Raw genomic sequence first — 22,157 nt, forward strand, 5'->3', positions numbered from 1 at the left:
GCGTAATTTGCCCGAACTTCTGCTTTTACTCATGTCCACGGAACTCCCCGCGCCTCTCCTCGAATGTTCCCACCGCGCCGACCTCGACATTCTGGTGGGCCGCTGGGGCCACCAGCCCGACCCGCGCGAGCTGCCGGCCGTGTACCAGCACATGACCGATGTGGCCCTTGAGAAGCAGGCCCGATTCTGGCTGCAGGACATCCGCCGCCGCACCCTCAACGACCCCGCCACCACGCAGTGGCTGCTGAGCAACTATTTCCCGGGAATGGCGCGGCAGCTGGGGGGCCGCTTGTTTGTGGCCTACCTCGTGGGCCCGGCCCTGCACGAGTCCATCATCAACCAGCCGGATTATGTGTCGGCCGAGGCCTATGACGACAAGCCGTTTGCCATTTCCTTTTTTGGCGACGAAGGCGCCGCCATCCGCTGGCTGCAAATCCAGCAGACGGATAAGGTCCGGCACTAGCCCCGTCGTTTTGAGAGCAGCCAACGTTGCCCGCACCAACAAATTTATTTTTCTACAAAAAGCCTTTTCCGCGGTGGAAAAGGCTTTTTTGTTGTCGCTAAAATATTCTGGATAAATTAAATTTTTTCTTATTACGAAATATTCGTAGAATTACGACACAATCGTAAATACAGCTTAGCTATTCCTATGGAACGCCTAACTCAGCCCGAAGAAGATGCCCTGCGCGTGCTCTGGCCCCTGCCCAGCGGGGGCTTCGTGAAGGAAATACTGGAGGGCCTGCCCGCGCCGCGCCCGCCCTACACCACGCTGGCCAGCACGCTCCGCAACCTGGAGCGCAAAGGCTTCGTGCGCGCCGAGAAGCTGGGCAATTCGTACCGCTTCGTCCCCCTGATTTCGGCCGACGACTACCAGCGCCGCTCGCTGGGCACGCTGGTGCAGCAGCACTTTCAGAATTCCTACAAAGACCTGGTGTCGTTTTTCGCGCAGGAGGAGAAAGTCAGCGCCGCTGATTTGCAGGAGATTATCAAGCTCATCGAAAGCAAAAAAGCCCAGTAGCCATGGCACCCACCCTGCTCTACCTGCTGAAGGCCAACGTGGCGCTGCTGCTGTTTGCGGCGGCGTATTTCGGGCTGCTGCGCCGGCTCACGTTTTTCACTCTCAATCGTTTTTACCTGCTGTTTGCCCTGGTGTTTTCAGCGGCGTACCCGGTGCTGCCCCTGCCGGCGCTGTTTCCGGAAGCAGCCAGCCTGCCGGTAGCGTTTACGGTGCTGGCAACCGCTGGCGGGCCAAGCGAGGCGGCTCCGGTGGCGGCGGCGGCGTCCATCGATTGGGAGCATGTGGGCCTGGTGCTGTACGCGGGCGGCGCGGCGGTGCTGCTGGGCCGGCTGCTGGTGCAGCTGCTCTCGTTGTGGCGGGTGCGGCGCAACTCGCAGGCGGCCGTGCTGCACGGGCAGGCGGTGCGCACGCTGGCGGGAGCCGTGAGCCCGTTTTCGTTCTGGCAAACCATTTACCTCAACCCGGCCTGGCACCCGGTGCCGGAGCTGGCCGCCGTGCTGCGCCACGAGCAGGTGCACGTGCAGCAGTGGCACACCCTGGATGTGCTGCTGGCCCAGGTGGCGCAGGCCCTGGCCTGGTGCAACCCCGCCGCGTGGCTGCTGCGCCGCGCCCTACTCGATAACCTGGAGTACCTGGCCGACCACGCCGCCCTGCAAACCGGCCTCGACCGCCGGGCCTACCAATACAGCCTGCTGCGCCTCAGCCACGGCGTGGCCGGGCCTTCCCTCGTTTCTCATTTCACATTTCCTACCCTCAAAAACCGCGTTGCCATGATGAATACTCCGCTTTCTTCGACCGGGCAGTTGACCCGCTACATTGTGGCCGGGCCACTGGTGCTGGCCGTGGCGCTCGGCTTCTCGGCGGCGCAAGCGCAGGGCGCCGGGCCAAAGGTGCCCGTGGGAACAGCTACCGCAGCTACTGCAGTAGAGCCAGTAGGCTTATCTAGGGTCTATTATCTTGATGGGAAGCCAACTACCCTGAGGGGCAAAGATGATTTATTTGGCGATGTAGCCACGATGAAGATTCTCAAAGACGCCCAGGTGCAGCAGGTGCTGGGAAATGGCGTGGACGCAGACTGGGCGATAATGATTACGACCAATAAAAACCGTAACCGGGCCGATTTGCTGGCCCTGAACGCAAAAGTGGACGCAGCCGGGGCACTGGATACCAAGTTCAAGCTCGGACCCGCCGTTGACCCTGCCAAACACCAGCTGCCCGCTGGCATCAAGGCCTACATTGCCAAAACCTATCCGAACGCCAAGCTGGTGAGCTGGGCCATCAGCGAGAAACCCAGCGCTAAGGCCCCTTTCGTTAAATACCTGGCCGCCGTTAAAGAGGACGACCGGCGCGTTCAGCTGTATTTCAATGAAGCTGAGCAGCCCGTGCAAGTGGCAAAACCCACCAGTCAACGCCAAGAGCCCGCCTCGGCCACCGAAGCGGTTGTTGCAAAAGCCCTCTCGGCCTCGCCGGGTCAGGCGGCCGGCACACCGCCAATCGTCTATGTCGACGGGAAGCGGACCACTACTGACATTAATGCCATCAGCCCCAGCAGCATTGCTTCCATCAGCGTGCTCAAGGGCGAGAGCGCCCGGCAGCTGGCCGGCGACGCCGGCGCCGAAGGTGTCATCCTTATAACTACCAAGGAAAACCAGGACGCGCCCGAGGTGCAGGCTTTCAACGCGAAATACGGAGCAGCAGCACCAGCACCAGCCGTGGCCGAAACGCCCAAAAGCGTGGCCTACCTGGCGCCCGAGGCGCTGCTTTACATCACCAAAACGTACCCGGGTGCCCGGCTGCTGGGCGTGAGCGAAGTGCCTGGCGTCAATGGTGGGGCAACGCGCTACCAGGCCGAGATTGTGCTGGGCCGGCGTCCAGGCTATCTGCTGTTCGATGCGCAGGGGAAATTTATCTCTGATTCGTATACTTCGAACGCTCGCTGACCTCCGCACTTTGCCAGGTTGTAATTTTACAAAAAAGCCGCTGCTGTTAAAAGAGCGGCTTTTTTGTGCCTTTGCTTCATTCCGGGCCCCGGCTTCTTTCTACTTTGCGCCTGCAAACCCGTCTTTCCATCTTTATGAACAAATTGCACTTGCACCCTTGGTTAGCGGCAGGCACGCTGGCCTTGGCCAGCTGCGCCGGCACCAAGCTCGCTCCCGTGGCCACCACGCCAACCGCGGCGGTTGCCGCAACTCCGGCCGACCCGGCTGGCGTGGGCCTCGACATGGCCGACCTGGACCGCACGGTGAACCCCTGCGATGACTTTTTTCAGTTTTCGGGCGGCAATTGGTTGAAGAGTAACCCCGTGCCGAGCTACGCCAGCAGCTGGGGGCCGCGCAACCTGCTGGGCAACCGCACGCAGGAAACGCTGCGCCGCATTCTGGAAGATGCTGCGGCCAACCGCACGGCCGCGCCCGGCAGCAACGCCCAGAAAGTAGGCGATTTTTACGCCGCCGCCATGGACACAGTGGCTATTGAAAAGGCTGGCATCGGGCCACTGAAACCGGAGCTGGACCGGTTGGCGGCCGTGCGCGACAAGGCCGCGCTGCGTGCTGCCATGGTGCACCTGCAGGAGCTGGGAACTGGCATTTTCTTCCGCGGCGGGGTGGAAGTGGACGAGAAAAAGACCACCGAATACGCCGTGCAGCTCAACCAAGGCGGCCTGACCTTGCCGGACCGGGATTTCTATTTCAAAAACGACGCGCGGACCGAGAAGGTGAAAACTGCCTACCGGACCTACATGACGGAGGTGTTTGGGCTGCTGGGCGACGCCCCGGCCGTGGCCCGGCGCAACGCCGCCACCGTGGAGCGCCTTGAAACCCGGCTGGCCAGGGCCTCCCGGACCCGCGTGGAGCTACGCGACCCACAGTCGAACTACAACAAGATGACCGTGGCGGCGGCTCAGAAGCGCTACCCCGCCCTCGACCCCAAAAAGCTGCTGGCCGATATGCAGCTCAGCAAGGCCCAGGAAATCATCCTCGGCCAGCCCGCGTTTTTTGATGAGGTGAACGCCGTGCTGAAGACCGAGCCGCTGGCTGACCTCAAAACCTACATGCGCTGGCATCTGGTGCGGTCTTTCGCCTCCGCCCTGCCCAGCGCCTACGCCGATGCGGCCTTCCGCTACGGCCAGGCCCAGACCGGTGCCAAGCAGCAGGCCGCCCGATGGAAACGCATGCAAACAGCCACTGACCAAACGTTGGGTGAAGCCTTCGGCCAGCTTTACGTGGACCAGGCGTTTCCGCCCGCCGCCAAGGCCAAGGCCCTGGAAATGGTGGCCAACATCAAGGTGAGCATGGCCGAGCACATTCAGAACAACACCTGGATGAGCGCACCCACCAAAGCCGAGGCGCTGAAGAAGCTGAACGCGCTGCGCGTGAAAATCGGCTATCCCGACGTGTGGAAGGACTATTCGGCCCTGAGCATCGGCCGGGAGAGCTACCTGAAAAACGTGCTGGCCGCTCGGCTGTGGAACAACAAGCGCGAGACCGCCAAATTTGGCGGTCCGATAGACCGCAACGAGTGGGGCATGACGCCGCCCACCATCAACGCATACTACAACCCGCCGCTGAACGAAATCGTGTTTCCGGCCGGCTACCTGCAGCCGCCGTTCTTCGACCCCAAGGCCGACGACGCCATCAACTACGGCGCCATTGGCGGGGTGATGGGCCACGAAATAACCCACGGCTTCGACGACCAGGGCCGGCAGTACGACTCCGAGGGCAACCTGCGCGACTGGTGGAAGCCCGCCGACGCGGCCGAGTTCACGAAGCGCGCCAACGTGGTGGGCCAGCAGTACGACGCCTTCTCGCCCCTCGACTCGGTGCACGTGAACGGCAAGCTGACCATGGGCGAGAACCTGGCCGATTTTGCCGGCCTCACCGTGGTGTACGGCGCCCTGCAGAAGCAATTGCAGCAGCGCTACGGCAACGGCCCGCGCCCGAAATACGACGGCTTCACGCCCGAGCAGCGCTACTTCTTGAGCTGGGCCCAGCTGCGCCGCACCAACATTCGCCCCGAGGCATTGCGCCAGCAAATCCTGACGGACCCGCACTCGCCGGGCCAGTACCGCACCATTGGCCCGTTGATGAACATGCCGCAATTCCAGGCTGCCTTTGGGTGCAAGGAGGGCGACAAAATGATTCGCAGCACGACGGACCGGGCTGTAATTTGGTAGAGCAATTAAATGTGATGATGCATTGAAGGAGCTTTTGGCACCACAACCGATAGCACACCACACACTAAAGCACAAAAAAGAGGCCTTACTATACATGAGGCCTCTTTTTTATATACTATTAGTACAAACCGAGCACAAGACACCTGTTACGCAGGCGCGTCTCGACTATTCTCGGCGTGACGTCCTCTCTTGTCGGTTTAGCCTTCCATCACCTTATTCTGGTGGCCAATGGACTCCAAGTGCACTGCTGCCAGGTACTGCTCCACAAAATCGGTGGAAAGGCCTACTGACTGGCCCTGGCGGATGGCGCGCTCCAGCACCTCGTTCCAGCGGGCGGTTTGCAGGATGGTGATGTCGTTTTCCTTTTTGTACTGCCCGATTTTCTCGGCCACGGCCATGCGGCGCCCCAACAGCTGCATCACTTCGGCATCGAGCTGATTGATTTGCTCGCGGAAGCTGGCCAGGGCCGTCAGGAACTCGCGCTCGTTGGTGGTTTCGTGGCGCCACACCAGGCCTTCAATCAGGTCGCGCAGCACTTCCGGGGTGATTTGCTGCTTGGCGTCGCTCCAGGCGTTGTCGGGGTCGATGTGGCTTTCAATCATGTTGCCGTCGAAGCCCAGGTTGAGGGCCTGCTGGGCCACGGCGACCAGCGTGTCGCGCCGGCCACAGATGTGGCTGGGGTCGCAGAGCAGCGGCATTTCGGGCATACGGCGCTTCATCTCAATGGGCAGGTGCCACATTGGCGCGTTGCGGAAATCGGTGTTGCCGTAGCTCGAAAAGCCGCGGTGAATGAGGCCTACGTGCTGCAAACCGGCTTTTTGCAGCGCTCGACGGCGCCCACCCACAGCTCCAGCTCGGGGTGAATGGGGTTTTTTACCAGCACGGGCACGTCCACGCCGCGCAGGGCATTAGCAATTTCCTGCACCGAAAACGGGTTGCCGGTGGTGCGCGCGCCCACCCACAAAATATCCACGCCGAAGGCCAGGCAGTCCTCCACGTGCTTGGCGGTGGCTACTTCCACGGCGATGGGCAGGCCGGTGAGCTCGCTGGCTTTTTTCAGCCACGGCAGGCCCTTGGTACCCACGCCCTCAAACATGCCGGGCTTGGTGCGCGGCTTCCAGATGCCGGCGCGCAGGGCCTGCACCTTGCCGGTGGCGGCCAGCCGCTGGCAGGTATCGAGCACTTGTTCTTCGGTTTCGGCCGAGCAGGGGCCCGAAATGAGGAAAGGCTTGTCGTCGGGCTGCCGGTTGAACAGCGCGGATTTCATCGTTGGTATCATGGGATTGGGATTGTTTAGTTTTAGTTGATTGTAGCAGCCAGTGATGACAGGCATTGCATTAAACATGCTGAGCGAAGCGTCCTATTGCTACGGAACGAGGCATCGCAACGTGATAAGATGCTTCGCTGCGCTCAGCATGACAGTTCACGGCAGAATTTTGCCAATGTGATTCGCTAGCTGGATTTGCTCGGTTAGCCCAGCGTAATCCTCGCGCGCCAGCAAGTCGCGCAGGTGCTGGAGTTGGTACAGATGCTCATCCAGCACATCGAGCACATTCAGCCGGTTTTGGCGAAAAATGGGCACCCAGGTTGCCGGAGAGCTTTTGGCCAGGCGCACCGTGGACTCGAAGCCACCGCTGGCGAGGTCGAAGATGCGCTGTTCTTCCTTCTCTTTTTCCAGCACCGTGAGGGCCAGGGCAAAGGAGGAGATGTGCGAGATGTGCGACACGTACGCCGTGTGCAGGTCGTGGGCGGCACCGTCGAGGTAGAGCAGGCGCATGGGCAGCGCGTGAAACAGTTGCTCCACCACGCGCACGGCGTCGGCGTCGCTGTTAGCGGTGTCGCACAGCACCACCGTTTTGCCCTCAAACAGGCCGTTTATGGCAGCTTCGGGGCCGGAATGCTCGGTACCGGCCATGGGGTGCACGGCCACGAAGCGGCCCCGGTTGGGGTGCTGGGCCACGGCCGTCAGCAGCGCCTGCTTGGTAGAACCTACGTCGATGACGACCTGGTGCGCGGCTACGGCATCGAGCACGGGCGGCAGCACGGCCACCATGGCGTCCATGGGCACAGCCACCACAATTAAATCGGCACGGCGCACGGCGGTGGCCAGGTCGGCTTCTATTTCATCGACCAGGCCCAGCTCCAGGGCGCGGCGGGCGTGAGGCTCGCTGGCTTCCACCCCCACGAGGCGGTGCGCCAGGCCGTGGTGACGCAGGCTGAGCGCCAGCGAGCCACCGATGAGGCCCAGACCGATAATGGTAACGTTCATGTCGTTTGGTGATTTTTACACTAAAAAGAACCGTCATGCTGAGCGTAGCCGAAGCATCTCTACCGCTTCGTTGGATCAGCATTGGTTACTACTGCGGTAAAGATGCTTCGGCAAGCTCAGCATGACGGTTCCTATTGATTTCGAACCCTTTCCAGCGCTTCGCGCAGTACCGTTTCGGGCTGGCAGAGGCTGGCGCGCACATATCCATTCCCATTGCTGCCGAAGATGCCGCCCGGCGTGAGAAACACCCGGGCCTGGGCCAGCACGGCATCGCTCAGGGCGTAGCCATCGGCGAATTCGGCAGGCGTGGCGGCCCAGATAAACAGGCCTACCTGGCCCGGCGCGGGGTCGCAGCCCAGGGCGCGCAGCAACTCCACCACCAGCTCGCGCCGGGCGCGGTAGGTAGCGTTAAGCTCCGTAAACCAGTCGGGTCCCAGTGCCAGGGCCGCTACCGCGGCCTGCTGCACCCCCAGGAACATGCCCGAATCCATGTTGCTTTTGAAACGGAGTACGTCGGCCAGCAAGTCGGCGCGGCCCATGAGCATGCCCACGCGCCAGCCGGCCAGGTTGTGCGATTTGCTCAGCGAGTTCAACTCAAGGGCTACCTCGCGGGCGCCGGGCACGGCCAGCAGGCTGATGGGCGGCGTTTCATTGAGAATAAAGCCGTAGGGATTGTCGTGCACCAGCAGAATTTGGTGCTGCCGGGCAAAGGCCACGAGGCGCGTAAGAAAGGGCAGGTCGGCGGCTGTGCCGGTGGGCATGTGCGGGTAGTTCACCAGCATCAGCTTCACCCGCGAGAGGTCGGTGTGAGCCAGCGCCTCCAAATCGGGCAGCCAGCCCGTGGCGGCCGTGAGGTCGTACTCGCGCGCTTCGGACCCGCATATTTCGGCCACGGCGCGGTAGGTAGGGTAGCCGGGGTTAGGAATCAGCACGGCGTCGCCGGCTTCGAGAAACGTCATGGCTACGTGCATCAAGCCCTCTTTAGAACCCAGCAGCGGCATAATCTCGGTGGCCGGGTCCAGGGTCACATCGTAGTGGCGCTGATAGAAATCCGCCATGGCGCCGCGCAGGGCCGGGGTACCCTGGTAGCCCTGGTAGCCGTGGGCGTTGGGCAGCGCGGCGGTAGCCGTGAGGGCGGCGGTCACGCTGGAGTGAGGCGGCAAATCGGGACTGCCGATGCCGAGGTTAATAATATTGGCCCCGGCGGCGTTGAGGGCGGCCAACTCGCGTAGCTTACGCGAGAAGTAGTATTCGCCGGTGTGGGCCAGGCGGCTGGCAACGGGCACTTGCATTCGAGTTTCTGAAGTAGTCGTCATGATTTTCAAGCCAATTGCGCTGCTATTGAGGCGGCCGGGGTTTCGGTAGGCGCGGTGCTCCACTGCCCGCGGCGGTAGGTGCCCAGCACACGCAGCTCTTCGGTCACGGCAGCCAAATCTGCCAGTAAAGCATCCAGCTGAGGTATTGCCTCAAACTCAACATCGGCGTGGAAGCCGTATTGCCAGGGCTGGCTGGGCCGCGGGCACGACTGCAGCTTGCTCAGGTTGAGGCCGTGCGTGGCCACGCGGGTGAGCACCTGCGCCAGGCTGCCGGGCGCGTGACTGGTGTAGAAATAGAGGGAGGCTTTGTCGGCCTGCGGGTCGGGCTCCACGTCAGTGGTACGCTCCAGCACCAGGAAACGGGTGTAGTTGTGCGGGTCGTCGTGAATGGCGGGCGCCAGGATTTGGAGGCCAAACTGCTCGGCGGCTTGAGCGCCGGCCACCACGGCCACGCCGGCCGTGCGGGTTTCGGCCAGCAGCTGGGCGCTGTGGCCGGTGTCGTCGGTTTCCACCAGCTTCCAGTGCGGGTGCTGGTCCAGAAACTCGCCGCACTGGCGCAGGGCCATGGGGTGCGAGTGCACAGCCTGCACCTGGGCCAACGTAGTGCCGGGCAACGCCAGCAGGTGCTGGTGAATGGGCAAATACACTTCGCCGGTCACCTGCACGGCGTGGCGCTCCAGCAGCAGGTAGTTGGGCAGGATGCTGCCGGCCAGCGAGTTTTCCATGGCCATCAGGCCGGCCCCGGCGGTGCCCTTCACCACGTGGGCCACCACTGCGGCGAAGGTGGCGCAGGGCAACAGCGCGGGCGCGGCCCCAAAATACCGGCGAGCGGCCACTTCGTGAAAACTTCCCTGAAAGCCCTGAATGGAGACGTGCGTGGGCATAACGAGCGTAGGTAAGTGAATGGCAATAAAAAAGGGCCTCCGTTGTGCGGGGCCCTGGTGTTGTTGGCAGCGAGTGGTTAGCTCTGGCAACAGCGGGCCGGCTTCTTCAGATAGAAGGAGTAGTAGCTGTAGGCAAAAGAGACTTGCTGCGAAGCTGCCATGTAGTGAATGGGCAATAAAAAAGCGCCTTCTCGATGAACGAGCGGCGCTGGAGAAGTTTGTTGGATTAACTACAAACGGCGGCTCGTTCTACGCGGCAGCGTAAAAGTAATGATAGCCGAAGAAGCAGCGCGTCTGGAACATGCGGGTGATGAATGAGCTGGCAAGGTAGGCAGGAGTTAGGGAAATACAAATCCACCGGGGTGCACTTACCAGCTCGCTGCTATTCAGCCCAAGATTGCCGAAACATCTCTCCTCCTTCCCTGGAGGCTTTTTCAACGAAGCGGTAAAGATGCTTCAACAGCGTTCAGCATGACTATGAATCGCCTTCTTGGCTTCCCCAGATACGTTCTGATTCAATAACCCCAGGCACAAAAAACAGGTTATCTAGCTTCGCATTCCTCAGTCACTCCTCATGCCCAAGCTGTTTGAACCCCTCGCCCTGCGCGGAATTACCCTAAAAAACCGCATTGCGGTGTCGCCCATGTGCCAGTACAGCAGCGTCGACGGCTTCGCCAGCGACTGGCACCTGGTGCACCTGGGCGGGCGCGCCGTGGGCGGGGCCGGCCTCATCATCAGCGAGGCGGCGGCCGTGTCGCCGGAAGGCCGCATTAGCCCCGACGACCTCGGCATCTGGAAAGACGAGCACCTGCCCATGCTCCAGCGCATCACGGCTTTTCTCACGGCGCAGGGCAGCGTGCCCGGCATTCAGCTGGCGCACGCCGGCCGCAAAGCCAGCACCTACAGCCCCTGGACCGGCGAAGGCGCCGTGCCCGAAAGCGCAGGCGGCTGGCCGGTGGTAGGCCCGAGCGCCGTGGCCTTTGCCGACAATTACCCCCAGCCCACGGCCCTGGACGAGGCCGGCATTCGGAAAGTCATTACTGATTTCCGGGCCGCCGCCGCTCGCTCCCTGGCGGCGGGCTTCCAGGTAGTTGAGCTGCACGCGGCGCACGGGTACCTGCTGCACGAGTTTCTGTCGCCGCTGAGCAACCACCGCACTGATGCGTACGGCGGCTCCTTCGAAAACCGTATTCGCCTGCTGCTGGAGGTAACGGCCGCTACCCGCGAAGTGTGGCCCGAAAACCTGCCGCTCATCGTGCGAATTTCGGCCACCGACTGGACCGAGGGTGGCTGGAACGCCGACGAAGCCGTGCAGCTGGCTTCTATTCTCAAAACCCGCGGCGTCGACCTGATTGACTGTTCCACGGGCGGCAACGTGCCCAAAGCACCCATCCCCGTGGGCCCTGGCTACCAGACAGAATTTGCCGAGCGCATCAGGGAAGAAGCGGGCGTAATGACCGGGGCCGTGGGCCTCATCACCACGCCCGCCGAGGCCGAGGCCATTCTGGCCAACGGCCAGGCCGACCTGGTGCTGCTGGCCCGCGAGTTCCTGCGCGAGCCGTACTTTCCACTGCTGGCGGCGCACGAGCTGGGGGCTGAAATGCCTTGGCCAGCGCAGTACGAGCGGGGCAAGCCGCGGGTGCAGGCCGCCGCCGGGCAGCGGTAGAATCAAGAGAAAGGTTGTGTTGATAAAAGGCCGTTATCCTGATAAAGAAATGTCATGCTGAGCTTGTCGAATCATCTCGCGTGCAGTCTACTAATCCTTTTTCAACGACTGGTTCACTACCACACGCGAGATGCTTCGACAAGCTCAGCATGACGTTTTTATTTTGCTCATTTTACGCCAAGCTTCGCACCCACTTGGCCGTCACCAGCAGCTGGCCCAGGTGCCTCGTGGTGTGCTCAGCCGCGTGCGTGAGGATGCCGATAACGGTGGACGGGACCTGCGCCCGTCCCACCCCGCGCATTTCAGCCAGGCTACTTTCGGCAGTGATGCTCAGCTGCAGTAGCGCCGCGTCCACTTCCTGATTAAACCGCTGAACCAAGCGTATCACCGCATCCGGGGAGATGGGCAGCGGCGGGGTTTCGGCGTTGAAATCGGCGAATTGGCTTTCTGACAAAGGCTCGGCACGGGCGTAGGTCAGCAGGCGGTTGAGCACGCCGGCCAAGTGCTGCAGGTGGAAGCCAACGGACGCCACGCCGGCCGGCCGCTCATTGAGCAGCTCGGGCGGGAAATCAGCCAACGCGGCGTTCAGCTCTTCGCGGGCCTGCAGCAGGGCGTGGGCCACGGGCTGAAGCAGCGGCGGCACGTTGGGCAAGGGGCCGCGCAGCCACACTTCCAGGGGTTGAGGGGTGGACATGTTGGGGTAGTGCAGTGATAATGATTAACCAAAAAACCTCAGGCCGTCCGGCTGAGCGCGACCGAAGCCGGACGGCCGGTTTTCCTCGTACCGGGCCTTACTTTTGTACTTATGTCTGGTATTAACGATGCGCTGCGCGCCGCTGCCGACCAGTTCGGCACCCCCCTTTACGTTTATAATTCCGCGACCATCACCGGTCAGTACGAAAAACTTGTAAAAGCTTTTTCGGGGCATAAAACGCGCTTTTTCTACGCCTGCAAGGCGCTGAGCAACGTGAGCATCCTGCGGCACATTCACAGCCTGGGCTCGGGGCTCGACTGCGTGAGCATCAATGAAGTGCGGCTGGGCCTGCACGCAGGCTTTGCACCCGGCGATATTCTGTTTACGCCCAACAGCGTGACGTTTGAGGAATTAATAGAGGCCAAGGACCTGGGCGTCAACCTCAACATCGACAACATCTCGCTGCTGGAGCGGTTCGGGGCCACGTTTGGCGGCTCCTACCCGGTGTGCGTGCGCCTGAACCCGCACATTGAGGCGGGCGGCAACTATAAGATTCAGACCGGCCACATCGACAGCAAGTTTGGCATCAGCATTCACCAGCTGCGCCACCTGGAGCGCGTGGTGAAGGGCACCGGCCTGCACGTGAAGGGCCTGCACATGCACACCGGCTCCGAAATAAAGGACGTGGGCGTGTTCATGCGCGCGCTGGAAATCCTGTTCGATGCCGCCGGCCGCTTCCCCGAGCTGGACTTCCTGGACCTGGGCTCGGGCTTTAAAGTACCCTACAAGCCTGGCGATGCCGAAACCGACGTCGACGCCCTGGGCGTGCAGGTGGCGGCGGCCTTCAAAACCTTCGAGAAAGAATACGGCCGGCCGCTGGAGTGCTGGTTCGAGCCCGGCAAGTACCTGGTGAGCGAGTCCGGCTACCTGCTGGTGAACGTGGCCGTGGTGAAGCAAACCACCGCCACCGTGTTTGCGGGCGTGAACTCCGGCTTCAACCACCTCATCCGGCCCATGTTCTACGACAGCTACCACCACATCAGCAACCTGACCAACCCCAAGGGCACCGGGCGGCTTTATACCGTGGTGGGCAACATCTGCGAGACCGACACCTTTGCCTGGGACCGGCTGCTGCCCGATATCCGCGAAAACGACCTGCTGGCCTTTCACAACGCCGGCGCCTACGGCTTCGAGATGAGCAGCAGCTTCAACTCGCGCACCCGCCCCGCCGAGGTGCTGCTCGAAGGCGGGCAGTTGCGCCTCATCCGCCGCCGCCAGACGTTTGAGGACCTGCTGGCCGGTCAGGTAGACGCCGAGGTAGTAGTGCAGGCGTAAGGAACCGTTGCCCCTGCCAGGCACGGCAGCAGCCCTTGGTGCGGCTGCGCTACTGCTGCGCAAGCCACGCCACGGCCGCGTCTTCGGCTTCGAAGGTGCGGTAGGTGTGAGCCAGGGTGCGGGTGGCCATCACCAGCTGGTTCATGGCCAGGCGGGCGAATACGTTGTGGGCCACCAGCACGGCGCCGTAGCGGTAGCCGCTTTCGCGCACGGCGCGGGGCAGCCATTCGTTGGTCATCCAGTCCTGCTCGGTGGGGCTGAAAGGGGCCATGCTGCGTTGGTCCACCAGTATTTTGTCCCACTGCCGCCGGCTCAGGGCCTGCGCCAGGTGCGTGAGCAAGGCCCGAAACTGCAGAATTTCGCGCACCCCGGCGCGGTATTCCAGCCGCAGGAAGCCACCGTGCTCTTCCCAAATGCGGCCGGAACTGTTTTCGAAATAAAGGGAACGATTGAACTGCTGCATCAACAAACCAAAAACTCAGGTAAAGCTACTGTCCCATACCGGCACAGGTTTGCAGGCCACAACTCAAAAGCAGCAGCTGCGGTTAAGTTTCGGGCAGCTTTTTTTTAGTACTGGCCTTTCCACGTGCCAAACGCACCGCGCCGGTAGTCGGCGTAGGCCTGCTGGGTTTCGGCTTCGCTGTTGTCCTTGTGCAGGATGTCGCCTTCCAGAATAAAGGGCACGGTTTCGAAACCGCGGCGCGGGTGCGGGCCGAAGGGCTGGCCGTTGTGGTGGGGCCGGTACACGTGGCCCGTGGCGGTTGAGAAACAGAAACGGGTCCACGTACTCAATGGATTCCGTGGGCAGAGCCCGGTAAGTGACGAGGTCGGCAATGGGCGCACTCACGGCGCGGTGCTGCTTAATGGTGCGCATTTGAGTAACGGGAATTGGGGTTGTCAATAAAACCAAAACGCCATAAAACCAGAACATCATGCCGGCAAGCAGAACGTCATGCTGAGCGCAGCCGAGGCATCTCTTACTACTGGACTAAATACAGGTACTTTTGTATTCGGTATTCTTCCAATTCACGAGCCTGTCTTCATGCAACTCTTTTACAAGGCGTTATCACTGCTCACTGTATTTCTCGTGGCCTGCGCTGCGGCGGGAGCCCAGCAAATCACGCCCATTGGCATTATTCAGGGTTCCGGGGCCCTGGCCACGTCGGGCACCTTCACGGTTGAGGGCATCGTCACGGGCGTGTACGCGGGCTTGAACCCGGCCGGTTTCTACGTGCAGAACGACGCTGCCGGGGCCGACGGCGACGCCGCGACTTCCGATGCGCTTTTCGTGGTGCAAACCGCCCCTTCGGTGGTGGTAGGCAACCGGGTGCGCATCACGGGGGCGGTGCAGGAAATTGCCTCCACGCCGTCGTTCAACCAGGCCGTGCTCACGGGCCCTGCCATCACGGTGGTGTCGGCGGGCAATGCGCTGCCCGCGTTTTCCATCATCAGCAACGCCACGTATTCCAACGCCACGGCCGAGCCTTTTGAAGGCATGCTGGTGGAGTTTTCGGCCCCCGTCACGGTTACGGACGTGGCCGCGCTCAAGTCGCGCGGCGAGCTGAACATTTCCCCGCAGGGCCTGGTGTACCAGCCCACCCAATTTGTGGACCCCAACGACGACCCAGCCAGCGGCACCACCAGCGCCGGCGCCACCAACGTAGCCGCCGTGACGGCCTATCAGGCTGCCAACGCGAGCCGAATTCTGCTCCTCGACGACGGCCGCGCCACCGTCAACCCCCTGCCCATCCCCTACCTCGACGCCACCACCCAAACCGTGCGGATAGGCAGTACGGTGGGCCGCCTGCGCGGCATTCTGGGCTACGGCAACAGCCGGTGGCGCGTGCAGCCCCTGGCCGGCGCCGATGCGCCCGTGGTGACGGTGCTGCGCCCCGCGGTGCCCACTTTTAGTGCCATTGATGTGAAAGTGGCCAGCTTCAACGTGCTCAACTACTTCAACGGCGACGCGCAGGCGGCGGCTTTCCCACGGCGCGCGGAGCCAAAACGCTGGTGGAATTTAACCGCCAGCGCAGCAAAATCATTGCCGCCCTCGTGCAGATGAACGCCGACGTGGTGGGTTTGATTGAGATTGAAAACGACGGCACCGGCGCCACTTCCGCCATTCAGGACCTGGTGAACGGCCTCAACCAAGCCGTGGGCGCCACCACCTACGCCTTTGTGGAAGACGGCGCTCTGCGCCAGCCCAACAACACCGACCTGATTCGCTGCACCATCCTCTACAAGCCGGCAGCTGTGAAGCTCTACGGCAACGTGCTGCTGGACACTTCTATTGGCATTTTTGAGCGCCCGCCCGTGGCCCAGCTTTTCATCACCACCCGCACCACCCAGCCCGCCGACACCTTTGCGCTGGTCGTGAACCACTTCAAGTCGAAAGCCAGCGGCAGCGGCCTCAACGCCGACCAGGGCGACGGCCAGGGCGCCTCCAACCTGCGCCGCCGGGGCCAGGCCCACGGCCTTATTGACTTCATTGATAAAACGGTGAAGCCCGCCGGCACGCGCTACGTGGTGAGCGTGGGCGACTACAACGCCAACTACGAGGAAGACCCCATGGACATTCTGCGCGCCGCCGGCTTAGTGGTGGGCAGCCTGGCCAGCAGCATATCCTACGTATTCAGCGGCCTGAGCGGGGCCCTCGACCACGCCGTGCTCACGCCCAACCTGGTGGGCCGCGCGGCGGTGGCCAAGTGGAACATCAACGCCTTCGAGCCGGAATTCCTGGAATACAGCGTGGCCGGCGCGGCCACCGTGGTCGACAGCCCGTTCCGCTCCTCCGACCACGACCCCATCCTCATCGGGCTGAATTTCCGGGGCGTGGTAACGGCTGCCGGGCAACCGAAGAACGAGGCCGGCGGGCAGCTGCAGGTATTCCCCAATCCTGCCCCGGCCGCCTTCAATATCCGCATCGTGGGCCTGCCCAAAACCGAGCGCCTGACGCTGGAGGTAGTGTCGGCTCTGGGTCAGCGAGTCCTCGCCCTTCAGGGCACCGCCGAAACCCTGCCAGCTAACATCAGCCGCCAGACGGCCCGGCTGGCGCCGGGCATCTACCTGCTGCGCCTCAGCGGCGCCGGCATCAGCCAAACCCAGCGCGTGGAGAAGCTATAGGGGCAGCCGAAACTTCACCCCGCACACCCCTTCCATAGGCCAGCTCGCCGTTAATTTGCGGCTTGCTCTGCTCGCTTATGAAACCCCGTCGCAAACCCAGCATCGCCCGCAAACCTGATTACTTCCCGGCCGAGAACGTGGCGGAAAACTGGGATGCCCGCCTCCTGCTGCCCCATGCCGAGTTCGACGAATACCGCTTCGTGAACTGCGATTTCAGCGGCGCTGCAAAACGTTGCGTTTGACGACTGCAAGCTGCTGGGCCTGCAGTTCACGGCGTGCCGCGACATGATGTTCGGGGTACATTTCGACAACTGCCAGATGCGCTACGCCTCGTTTGCGGGCCGCAAGATGCCGGCTACCCGCTTCGTGCGCTGCATCCTCGACGAAGCCGATTTGGTGGATACCGACTTGTCGAACGCCGTTTTTCAGGATTGTTCCCTGGCCGGGGCCGTGTTCCAGAACACCGTGCTGGTGGGCGCCGATTTCACCTCGGCCACCGGCTTCACCCTCGACCCCGAGACCAACCAGCTACTCAACGCCCGCTTCACCCTGCACGGCCTGCTGGGCGTGGTGGCCAAGTACGGGCTGGTGGTAGAATAAGCGCGGCGCGCCGGACCCCACGGCCGAAACCTCCGCCAGCAGCACGATAAGTGCCACCGTAGCCTCCGGGCCACTATTTTCCATTGCAGCGGGCGGCTATTCCTGTTCGGCTAGTAGATTGCGGATGAATTCCCATCTACGCCCGAAAGGGGCAGCCTTGCCACGAGGCCGCCCGCCAGCTTTCGGCACCTTGTCAGCATGCACGGCCGGAGCGCCGGTGGGCCCAGCAGCCCATCCTTTCCGGTAGTGCCAGGGCCCGCCCCGCTCCTACCGGGACGCGGGCATTCTTTCACCTCGCTACAATTTCAAGATGGCCAATCGCCGTGCTTCCATAACCGACCTGGCCAAGACGCTGGGGCTTTCGCCGTCCACCATTTCGCGGGCTCTGAGCGACCACGACGACGTGAGCGAGGCCACCAAGGCCCGCGTCCGCCAGCTGGCCGAAGAGCTGCACTACCAGCCCAACCAGCTGGCCGCCGCCCTGCGCCGGGGCCGCAGCAACATCCTGGGCGTGCTGGTGCCGCACATCACGGGGCACTTTTTCCCGCAGGTGGTGCACGGCATCGCCACCGAGGCCGCCAAGCTGGGCTTCAACGTGATGATTTGCCAGTCGAACGAAGACGCCCTCCAGGAGCAGAAAAACATCGACCTGCTGATGAACTCCCAGGTCGAAGGCATTTTGGTCTCTCTGGCAAATACCACCCAAAGCTTCGGCCACTTCGAAGCCGTGCGCCAGCAGAACATCCCGCTGGTGTTTTTCGACCGCGTGGTGGAAGATTTCAGCGGCAGCAACGTGAGCGCCGTGGTGGTAGACGACTACCAAGGCGCCTACCAGGTGGTGACGCACCTCATTGAGCAGGGCTGCACGCGCATTGCCCATTTCACGGGCCCGCTGCACCTGAGCATTCACAAAAATCGCCACCAGGGCTACCGCGACGCCCTCCTGGCCCACGGCCTGCCACTGGACGAAGAACTCATTATGTTCTGCGAGATGAACCAGAAGGGCGGCACCCAGGCCATGCGCCACCTCCTGAAACTGCCCCAGCGCCCAAACGGCGTGTTTTCGAGCAACGACCTGGCCGCCATCGGGGCCATTCAGGCGGTGAAAAGCCAGCGGCTGCGCGTGCCCCAGGACGTGGCCATTGTGGGCTTCAGCAATGAAATGTTTACCACGCTCACCGAGCCCATGCTGAGCAGCGTGGACCAGCGCTGCGAACAAATGGGCAAAACGGCGGTGCAGCTCCTGCAAAAAATGCTTAAAAGCGGCCCCGACCGCGTGGGTCCGCCCAAGCCCATTGTGCTCAAGCCCAAGCTGCTGGTGCGCGAGTCATCGCAGCGCAAATAGGTACGGAGCCTTTTTTGGGGGTCGTGGCCGTGGGAAGCCATGCGCCCCACTCGCCCAGCTGCTCAATCCCGCCTCCTGCAAATCAAGACGGCATGCCGGGCATGTCGAAGGCTCTCTCCTGCGCCTCCTGTCTGCGCCACTTGTCATCCTGAGCATTCTGCGATTAAAGCAGCCCCGAAGAACCTTCTCACCCTGAAACGATTTGTTCGCTGGTGAAAGGATGCTTCCTTCGTCAGCATGACAAGAGGCATGGCTCCTTAAGTGGGCAGGTGGCCGGGCTCCCACAGCCGCTTAATAATATTACTACAGCCGCTCCCGCAATTCGCTAAGCTGGGCGATACGCTCCGGAGCCTCGGCCGCCGTGAGCTGGCCGAAGCCGTAGCTGGCAAACATGAATGGCACCCAGGCTGGCGGCCGGGTCGCCGGGCGTGTGGCCCACGTACACAGGAACCCGCAGGCCATAACGGGACCACCACCTCGCGGATGTTCTCGGCTATGGTCAGCTTTTTGGTCCCGAAACAGTGAGCAAAACCAAGCAGCACGTAGTTGACGGTGAGTGATGAGTAGTTAATTCTGGCTGTTGCGCAGCGTACGGCTGGCGCACGACGGCTGGCACGCACCACTTACCATTAACCCCTAAACCCTTATTCGTACAAATCCTGCGGGTCGGCCGCGGCCAGTTCTACTAAGAACTGCCCGATGTTGGTGGTCGCGGCCTCCAGAAACGCGGCGCCTTTTTCGGCAGTGGCCTCGGTGGGGTCGCCCACGCCGGTGTCGGCCGTCACCTTGCTCCATTCGCGCTGGGCCCAGGCCCAGCCCTGCCGCAGGGCCGCGATGCGGAACTGCTTGGCCGCCCCATCGCCGGCGTCGGCCAGGGGGCTTACCAGGTCGGGGGCAATGTGCAGCATGGCGCTTGTTTCCAGGGCGTCGGCGTGGTCGCCGGGCGCCGTGAAGTACTGGCTGCGGTCGGCCGCCTTAAACCAGTTGAGCGTGCTGAGAAACACCGTGGGAAACTCGGCCTGCAGCTCGCGCAGGATTTGCCGGAAGTCGTTGCCGCCGTGGCCGTTCAGAATCACCAGCTTGGGAATGCCCTGGCGCGCCAGCACCTGCACCAGGTCGCGCACGATGGCCAGCTGCGTGCTGGGATTCAAATTCATGTCCAGGGTAATGTCGAGCTGGCCGGTATTTACGCCGAAGGGGATATTGGGCAGCACCACTACTTTGGCGCCCTGCTCCCAGGCTTTGCGGGCGGCTTCGGCGGCCACGTAGTCGTTCTGGATGTTGTCGGTGGCGTAGGGCAGGTGGTAGTTGTGCGCCTCGGTGGCGCCCCAGGGCAGCACCACCACCTGGTAGTGGGCCTCGCGCACGGTGTGCCAGGTGGTTTCGGCCAAGATGTAGGGACGCGGCGCCATAGCAGGTTTCAAGAAAAAGCGACGAAGTGTGACCGGCGCGCGAGCGGCCGGGGATTAATTTTCCGGCCAAGCCGCCGGCAGCGCGTCCCGTTCGAGCAGCACAATGGGCTGGTCGTGGTAGGTGGTGCGGGCGTATTCGCGGTAGCCGAACCTGGCAGCTACTTTCATAGAGGGCGCATTGTCGGGGTGGATGATGCAGACCGTGCGTACGAGACCAAAATGCGCGTGGCCCCAGGCTAGTACGGCGGCCACGGCTTCGCTGGCAAAGCCTTGGCCGTGCACGGCGGGGTCCAGCACCCACCCGATTTCGGGCGTGTCGCCCAGCGGCGGGCTCAACTCGCGCTTGAGGCTTAGGAAGCCTACGGCGCCGATAAACCGGCCGCTGGCCTTCTCCTCCACGGCCCAGAAGCCGTACCCCATCACCACCCAGTGGCCCGCGCTGCGCAGCAGCAGCTTCCACACTTCTTCGGCAGGCATGGCCTCGGGGCCGAAATAGCGGTGGTAAGCGGGCGTGCGGCTCAGGGCAAACCAAGGCTCGAAGTCGTCGGCGCGAAAGCCGCGTAGCACCAGGCGGCTGGTGTCCAGCACGGGCACCGCAGGCAAGGCGACAGAGGTTGAGTTCATAAGCAAGAGAAAAGAATCCGGCGATAGCGCCCCGGGCTATGCCGGCAAGGCAAAATTCGGGGTTTGCACGATGCCCGGCCTATTGACAACCAAGATGAGCATGGCGCCGACTAAGAGGCCGAAAGATAGAGCGAAGTGCTACGACTGCTCAGAACCGAAGCAGCGTTACCGCAATACCGAAATTATTTTCAGGGCTGTGTACCTCCCTTTTTCCACTCAGGAATTGTGTTAAGCCCTACCCAAAAGGCAGGGCTAAGGCTCTACCACGACCCGCTGTTGTCGTCGTCACCATCGAAGCCACCACCGCCGGAATCGCCGGAATTGGGGTCGTCGTAGGAAGAGTTGTCATCGGCCGAGAAGTAGTCGCCCGAGTTGTTGGCCGTGTCTTCCGCAGAGAAATAATCGGGGGCGGTATTTCCGGCGTCCCCGCCGTCGCGCGACGAAAAGTAACCGTTGGCGGCACCTGTGCCCGCGGCGCCCGAACCGGCACCACCCAGGCCGGCTGCCGTGCCAGGGCCCGGGTTGCCGGTATTGCCTTCGTTGCCCAGGCTGTTGCTACCGGTGTCGTGGCCCGAGGCCATGCGGTTGCCAAGGTAGGCGCCCGCGGCGGCGGCGGCGCCAGTGGCCAGCATGCCGCCCATGCCCATGCCGCCGCCACCCATCATGCCGCCCTGGTTTGGGTTGTTGTAATTGTTGTTGCCCTGGCCCGGGCCGCCCGAGGGGCCGTTGGGCCGGTTGGGCAGGAAGTTGGGGGTAGCATTGGGATTATTGGATTCGCGCCGGTTGGGCAGGAAGTCAGGGGCAGCACTACCAGGCGCGCTGTTGGATGGTCCCGCCGGGGCGGCGCTGCGCCGCCGGAACATGCGCACCAGAAACCACAGCACGCCGCCCACGGCCAGTGCCCCAATCAACAGCGTTCCCATGCCCGGCCCCGTCGATTCGGGCTCGGCAGGAGACGACAGCATTGGGTCGTAGGGTGTACTGGCAACCGGCGTTTCAGCCGCGCCCGATGGGTTGGCGCCGGTAGCATCAGTGCCTGTCGCAGCGCCCAGTGCGTCCGTAGAAGAAGGTGTGGCCAACTGGGCCGCCTGTGGGGCTGATGACGGGTTGGCCGTAGCCATCAGGGTATTGAGACCGGCACGCAGCCCCGCAAAGTAGTTGCCCTGCTTGAAGCCGGGCGTCATTTCGGCGATGACACGGCTGGTCACGGCCGGGGTAATGGTGCCGGCCAGCCCGCTGCCGGGCTGAATGGTCACTTGGCGCTCCTGGCCGCTGAGCAGCACCACCACGCCGTTGTTTTTGTCGCGCTGGCCCACGCCCCAGGCCGTGCCCAGGGCCCGGCCGTAGTCGGCCACGCTGCGCCCGCCCAGGGAGGGCACGGTCACCACTACTATTTGGGTGCCGGTGTTGTCGGCGTAGCGCCGCAGGCCGCTTTCCAGCTTTTTGGCATCGGCCGGCTCCATCAGCCCGGCCTGGTCATTCACAAATTTGAAGGGATTCGGCCGGGGCGGCAACCCCTCGGCGCCGGATTGCGCGGCCACGGGGCCCGCGAAGACCGCCGAGACCAGCAACAGCAAAAGAAACAAGAGACGAGGCATGGCGAAGGGGGCTTGGGTGGAAGGAAAGGGCTTTTTGCCTTCTACGTCGCCCGCGCCCGCTTAGCTGCGGTGGCGGCTTGTTTCCCCTTTTCGGGCCTGCGG

At 62.6% G+C, this 22,157-nt stretch carries 22 protein-coding genes; 11 read left to right on the plus strand and 11 right to left on the minus strand.

The window, feature by feature from the left end; translation table 11 throughout:
• The first annotated feature begins 31 nt into the window (after nucleotides 1-31).
• From BEN47_RS14935 to BEN47_RS14950, 4 genes are all read left to right on the plus strand, one after another.
• Nucleotides 32-463, plus strand: coding sequence for a hypothetical protein (locus BEN47_RS14935; protein WP_070729260.1), 432 nt, complete (start codon nucleotides 32-34; stop codon nucleotides 461-463).
• A 186-nt stretch (nucleotides 464-649) separates the two neighbouring features.
• Complete coding sequence (locus tag BEN47_RS14940; protein ID WP_070729263.1) at nucleotides 650-1,018, plus strand: BlaI/MecI/CopY family transcriptional regulator; 369 nt, start codon at nucleotides 650-652, stop codon at nucleotides 1,016-1,018.
• Between the two features lie 2 nt (nucleotides 1,019-1,020).
• Nucleotides 1,021-2,958 carry a M56 family metallopeptidase gene (locus tag BEN47_RS14945; protein WP_070729265.1) on the plus strand — a complete coding sequence of 646 codons (1,938 nt, stop codon included), beginning with the start codon at nucleotides 1,021-1,023 and terminating at the stop codon, nucleotides 2,956-2,958.
• Between the two features lie 134 nt (nucleotides 2,959-3,092).
• The gene (locus tag BEN47_RS14950; RefSeq protein WP_070729266.1) at nucleotides 3,093-5,189 is read left to right on the plus strand and encodes a M13 family metallopeptidase; all 2,097 of its coding nucleotides are present in this window, start codon (nucleotides 3,093-3,095) and stop codon (nucleotides 5,187-5,189) included.
• Between the two features lie 197 nt (nucleotides 5,190-5,386).
• On the opposite strand, the gene BEN47_RS22525 is transcribed toward BEN47_RS14950, so the two are convergent.
• The 5 genes from BEN47_RS22525 to BEN47_RS14970 form a co-directional block, all read right to left on the minus strand.
• Nucleotides 5,387-5,998, minus strand: a complete 612-nt coding sequence (locus BEN47_RS22525) for a chorismate mutase (RefSeq protein WP_262490409.1) — start codon at nucleotides 5,996-5,998, stop codon at nucleotides 5,387-5,389.
• Complete coding sequence (locus BEN47_RS22270) at nucleotides 5,986-6,468, minus strand: hypothetical protein (protein WP_262490410.1); 483 nt, start codon at nucleotides 6,466-6,468, stop codon at nucleotides 5,986-5,988. The genes BEN47_RS22525 and BEN47_RS22270 overlap by 13 nt, the downstream gene beginning before the upstream one ends.
• Before the next feature lie 144 nt (nucleotides 6,469-6,612).
• Complete coding sequence (locus tag BEN47_RS14960; protein WP_070729268.1) at nucleotides 6,613-7,458, minus strand: prephenate dehydrogenase; 846 nt, start codon at nucleotides 7,456-7,458, stop codon at nucleotides 6,613-6,615.
• A 131-nt stretch (nucleotides 7,459-7,589) separates the two neighbouring features.
• The gene (locus BEN47_RS14965) at nucleotides 7,590-8,750 is read right to left on the minus strand and encodes a pyridoxal phosphate-dependent aminotransferase (RefSeq protein ID WP_070729270.1); all 1,161 of its coding nucleotides are present in this window, start codon (nucleotides 8,748-8,750) and stop codon (nucleotides 7,590-7,592) included.
• 29 nt (nucleotides 8,751-8,779) lie between these two features.
• Complete coding sequence (locus BEN47_RS14970) at nucleotides 8,780-9,658, minus strand: prephenate dehydratase (protein ID WP_070729272.1); 879 nt, start codon at nucleotides 9,656-9,658, stop codon at nucleotides 8,780-8,782.
• 574 nt (nucleotides 9,659-10,232) lie between these two features.
• Here BEN47_RS14970 and BEN47_RS14975 point away from each other — a divergent pair.
• A complete protein-coding gene (locus BEN47_RS14975; RefSeq protein ID WP_070729273.1) occupies nucleotides 10,233-11,324 on the plus strand; it encodes an NADH:flavin oxidoreductase/NADH oxidase in 1,092 nt (363 codons plus the stop codon).
• A gap of 172 nt (nucleotides 11,325-11,496) precedes the next feature.
• On the opposite strand, the gene BEN47_RS14980 is transcribed toward BEN47_RS14975, so the two are convergent.
• Nucleotides 11,497-12,018 carry a DinB family protein gene (locus tag BEN47_RS14980; RefSeq protein WP_070729276.1) on the minus strand — a complete coding sequence of 174 codons (522 nt, stop codon included), beginning with the start codon at nucleotides 12,016-12,018 and terminating at the stop codon, nucleotides 11,497-11,499.
• Between the two features lie 111 nt (nucleotides 12,019-12,129).
• Between BEN47_RS14980 and lysA the strand changes: the two genes are divergently transcribed.
• Nucleotides 12,130-13,353, plus strand: a complete 1,224-nt coding sequence (gene lysA / locus BEN47_RS14985; RefSeq protein ID WP_070729279.1) for a diaminopimelate decarboxylase — start codon at nucleotides 12,130-12,132, stop codon at nucleotides 13,351-13,353.
• Between the two features lie 49 nt (nucleotides 13,354-13,402).
• Here the strand turns inward: lysA and BEN47_RS14990 are convergent, their stop codons facing one another.
• A complete protein-coding gene (locus tag BEN47_RS14990) occupies nucleotides 13,403-13,816 on the minus strand; it encodes a hypothetical protein (protein WP_070729280.1) in 414 nt (137 codons plus the stop codon).
• A gap of 104 nt (nucleotides 13,817-13,920) precedes the next feature.
• A complete protein-coding gene (locus BEN47_RS23060) occupies nucleotides 13,921-14,145 on the minus strand; it encodes a pirin family protein (protein WP_438830505.1) in 225 nt (74 codons plus the stop codon).
• A 250-nt stretch (nucleotides 14,146-14,395) separates the two neighbouring features.
• On the opposite strand from BEN47_RS23060, the gene BEN47_RS15000 reads away from it, so the two are divergent.
• From BEN47_RS15000 to BEN47_RS15015, 5 genes are all read left to right on the plus strand, one after another.
• Entirely contained in the window at nucleotides 14,396-15,415 is a 1,020-nt protein-coding gene (locus BEN47_RS15000) for a hypothetical protein (protein ID WP_070729284.1), read from the plus strand.
• Nucleotides 15,364-16,476 carry a T9SS type A sorting domain-containing protein gene (locus tag BEN47_RS15005; protein ID WP_070729286.1) on the plus strand — a complete coding sequence of 371 codons (1,113 nt, stop codon included), beginning with the start codon at nucleotides 15,364-15,366 and terminating at the stop codon, nucleotides 16,474-16,476. The genes BEN47_RS15000 and BEN47_RS15005 overlap by 52 nt, the downstream gene beginning before the upstream one ends.
• Nucleotides 16,477-16,553: 77 nt before the next feature.
• Nucleotides 16,554-16,718: a hypothetical protein gene (locus tag BEN47_RS21530; protein WP_158011038.1), complete on the plus strand. Its 165-nt coding sequence runs from the start codon at nucleotides 16,554-16,556 to the stop codon at nucleotides 16,716-16,718.
• 43 nt (nucleotides 16,719-16,761) lie between these two features.
• Nucleotides 16,762-17,076 (plus strand): pentapeptide repeat-containing protein, encoded by a 315-nt coding sequence (locus BEN47_RS15010; RefSeq protein WP_158011040.1) that lies wholly within the window; start codon nucleotides 16,762-16,764, stop codon nucleotides 17,074-17,076.
• Nucleotides 17,077-17,386: 310 nt separating this feature from the next.
• On the plus strand, nucleotides 17,387-18,421 hold the full coding sequence (locus tag BEN47_RS15015; RefSeq protein ID WP_070729290.1) for a LacI family DNA-binding transcriptional regulator: 1,035 nt from the start codon (nucleotides 17,387-17,389) through the stop codon (nucleotides 18,419-18,421).
• 644 nt (nucleotides 18,422-19,065) lie between these two features.
• Here the strand turns inward: BEN47_RS15015 and BEN47_RS15020 are convergent.
• The 3 genes from BEN47_RS15020 to BEN47_RS15030 form a co-directional block, all read right to left on the minus strand.
• The gene (locus BEN47_RS15020) at nucleotides 19,066-19,833 is read right to left on the minus strand and encodes a creatininase family protein (RefSeq protein ID WP_070729292.1); all 768 of its coding nucleotides are present in this window, start codon (nucleotides 19,831-19,833) and stop codon (nucleotides 19,066-19,068) included.
• Nucleotides 19,834-19,887: 54 nt separating this feature from the next.
• Complete coding sequence (locus BEN47_RS15025; RefSeq protein ID WP_070729294.1) at nucleotides 19,888-20,457, minus strand: GNAT family N-acetyltransferase; 570 nt, start codon at nucleotides 20,455-20,457, stop codon at nucleotides 19,888-19,890.
• 260 nt (nucleotides 20,458-20,717) lie between these two features.
• Nucleotides 20,718-22,055, minus strand: coding sequence for a TPM domain-containing protein (locus BEN47_RS15030; RefSeq protein WP_083322460.1), 1,338 nt, complete (start codon nucleotides 22,053-22,055; stop codon nucleotides 20,718-20,720).
• Between the last annotated feature and the right edge of the window lie 102 nt (nucleotides 22,056-22,157).

This window comes from Hymenobacter lapidarius, assembly GCF_001816145.1.
GTDB lineage: Bacteria > Bacteroidota > Bacteroidia > Cytophagales > Hymenobacteraceae > Hymenobacter > Hymenobacter lapidarius.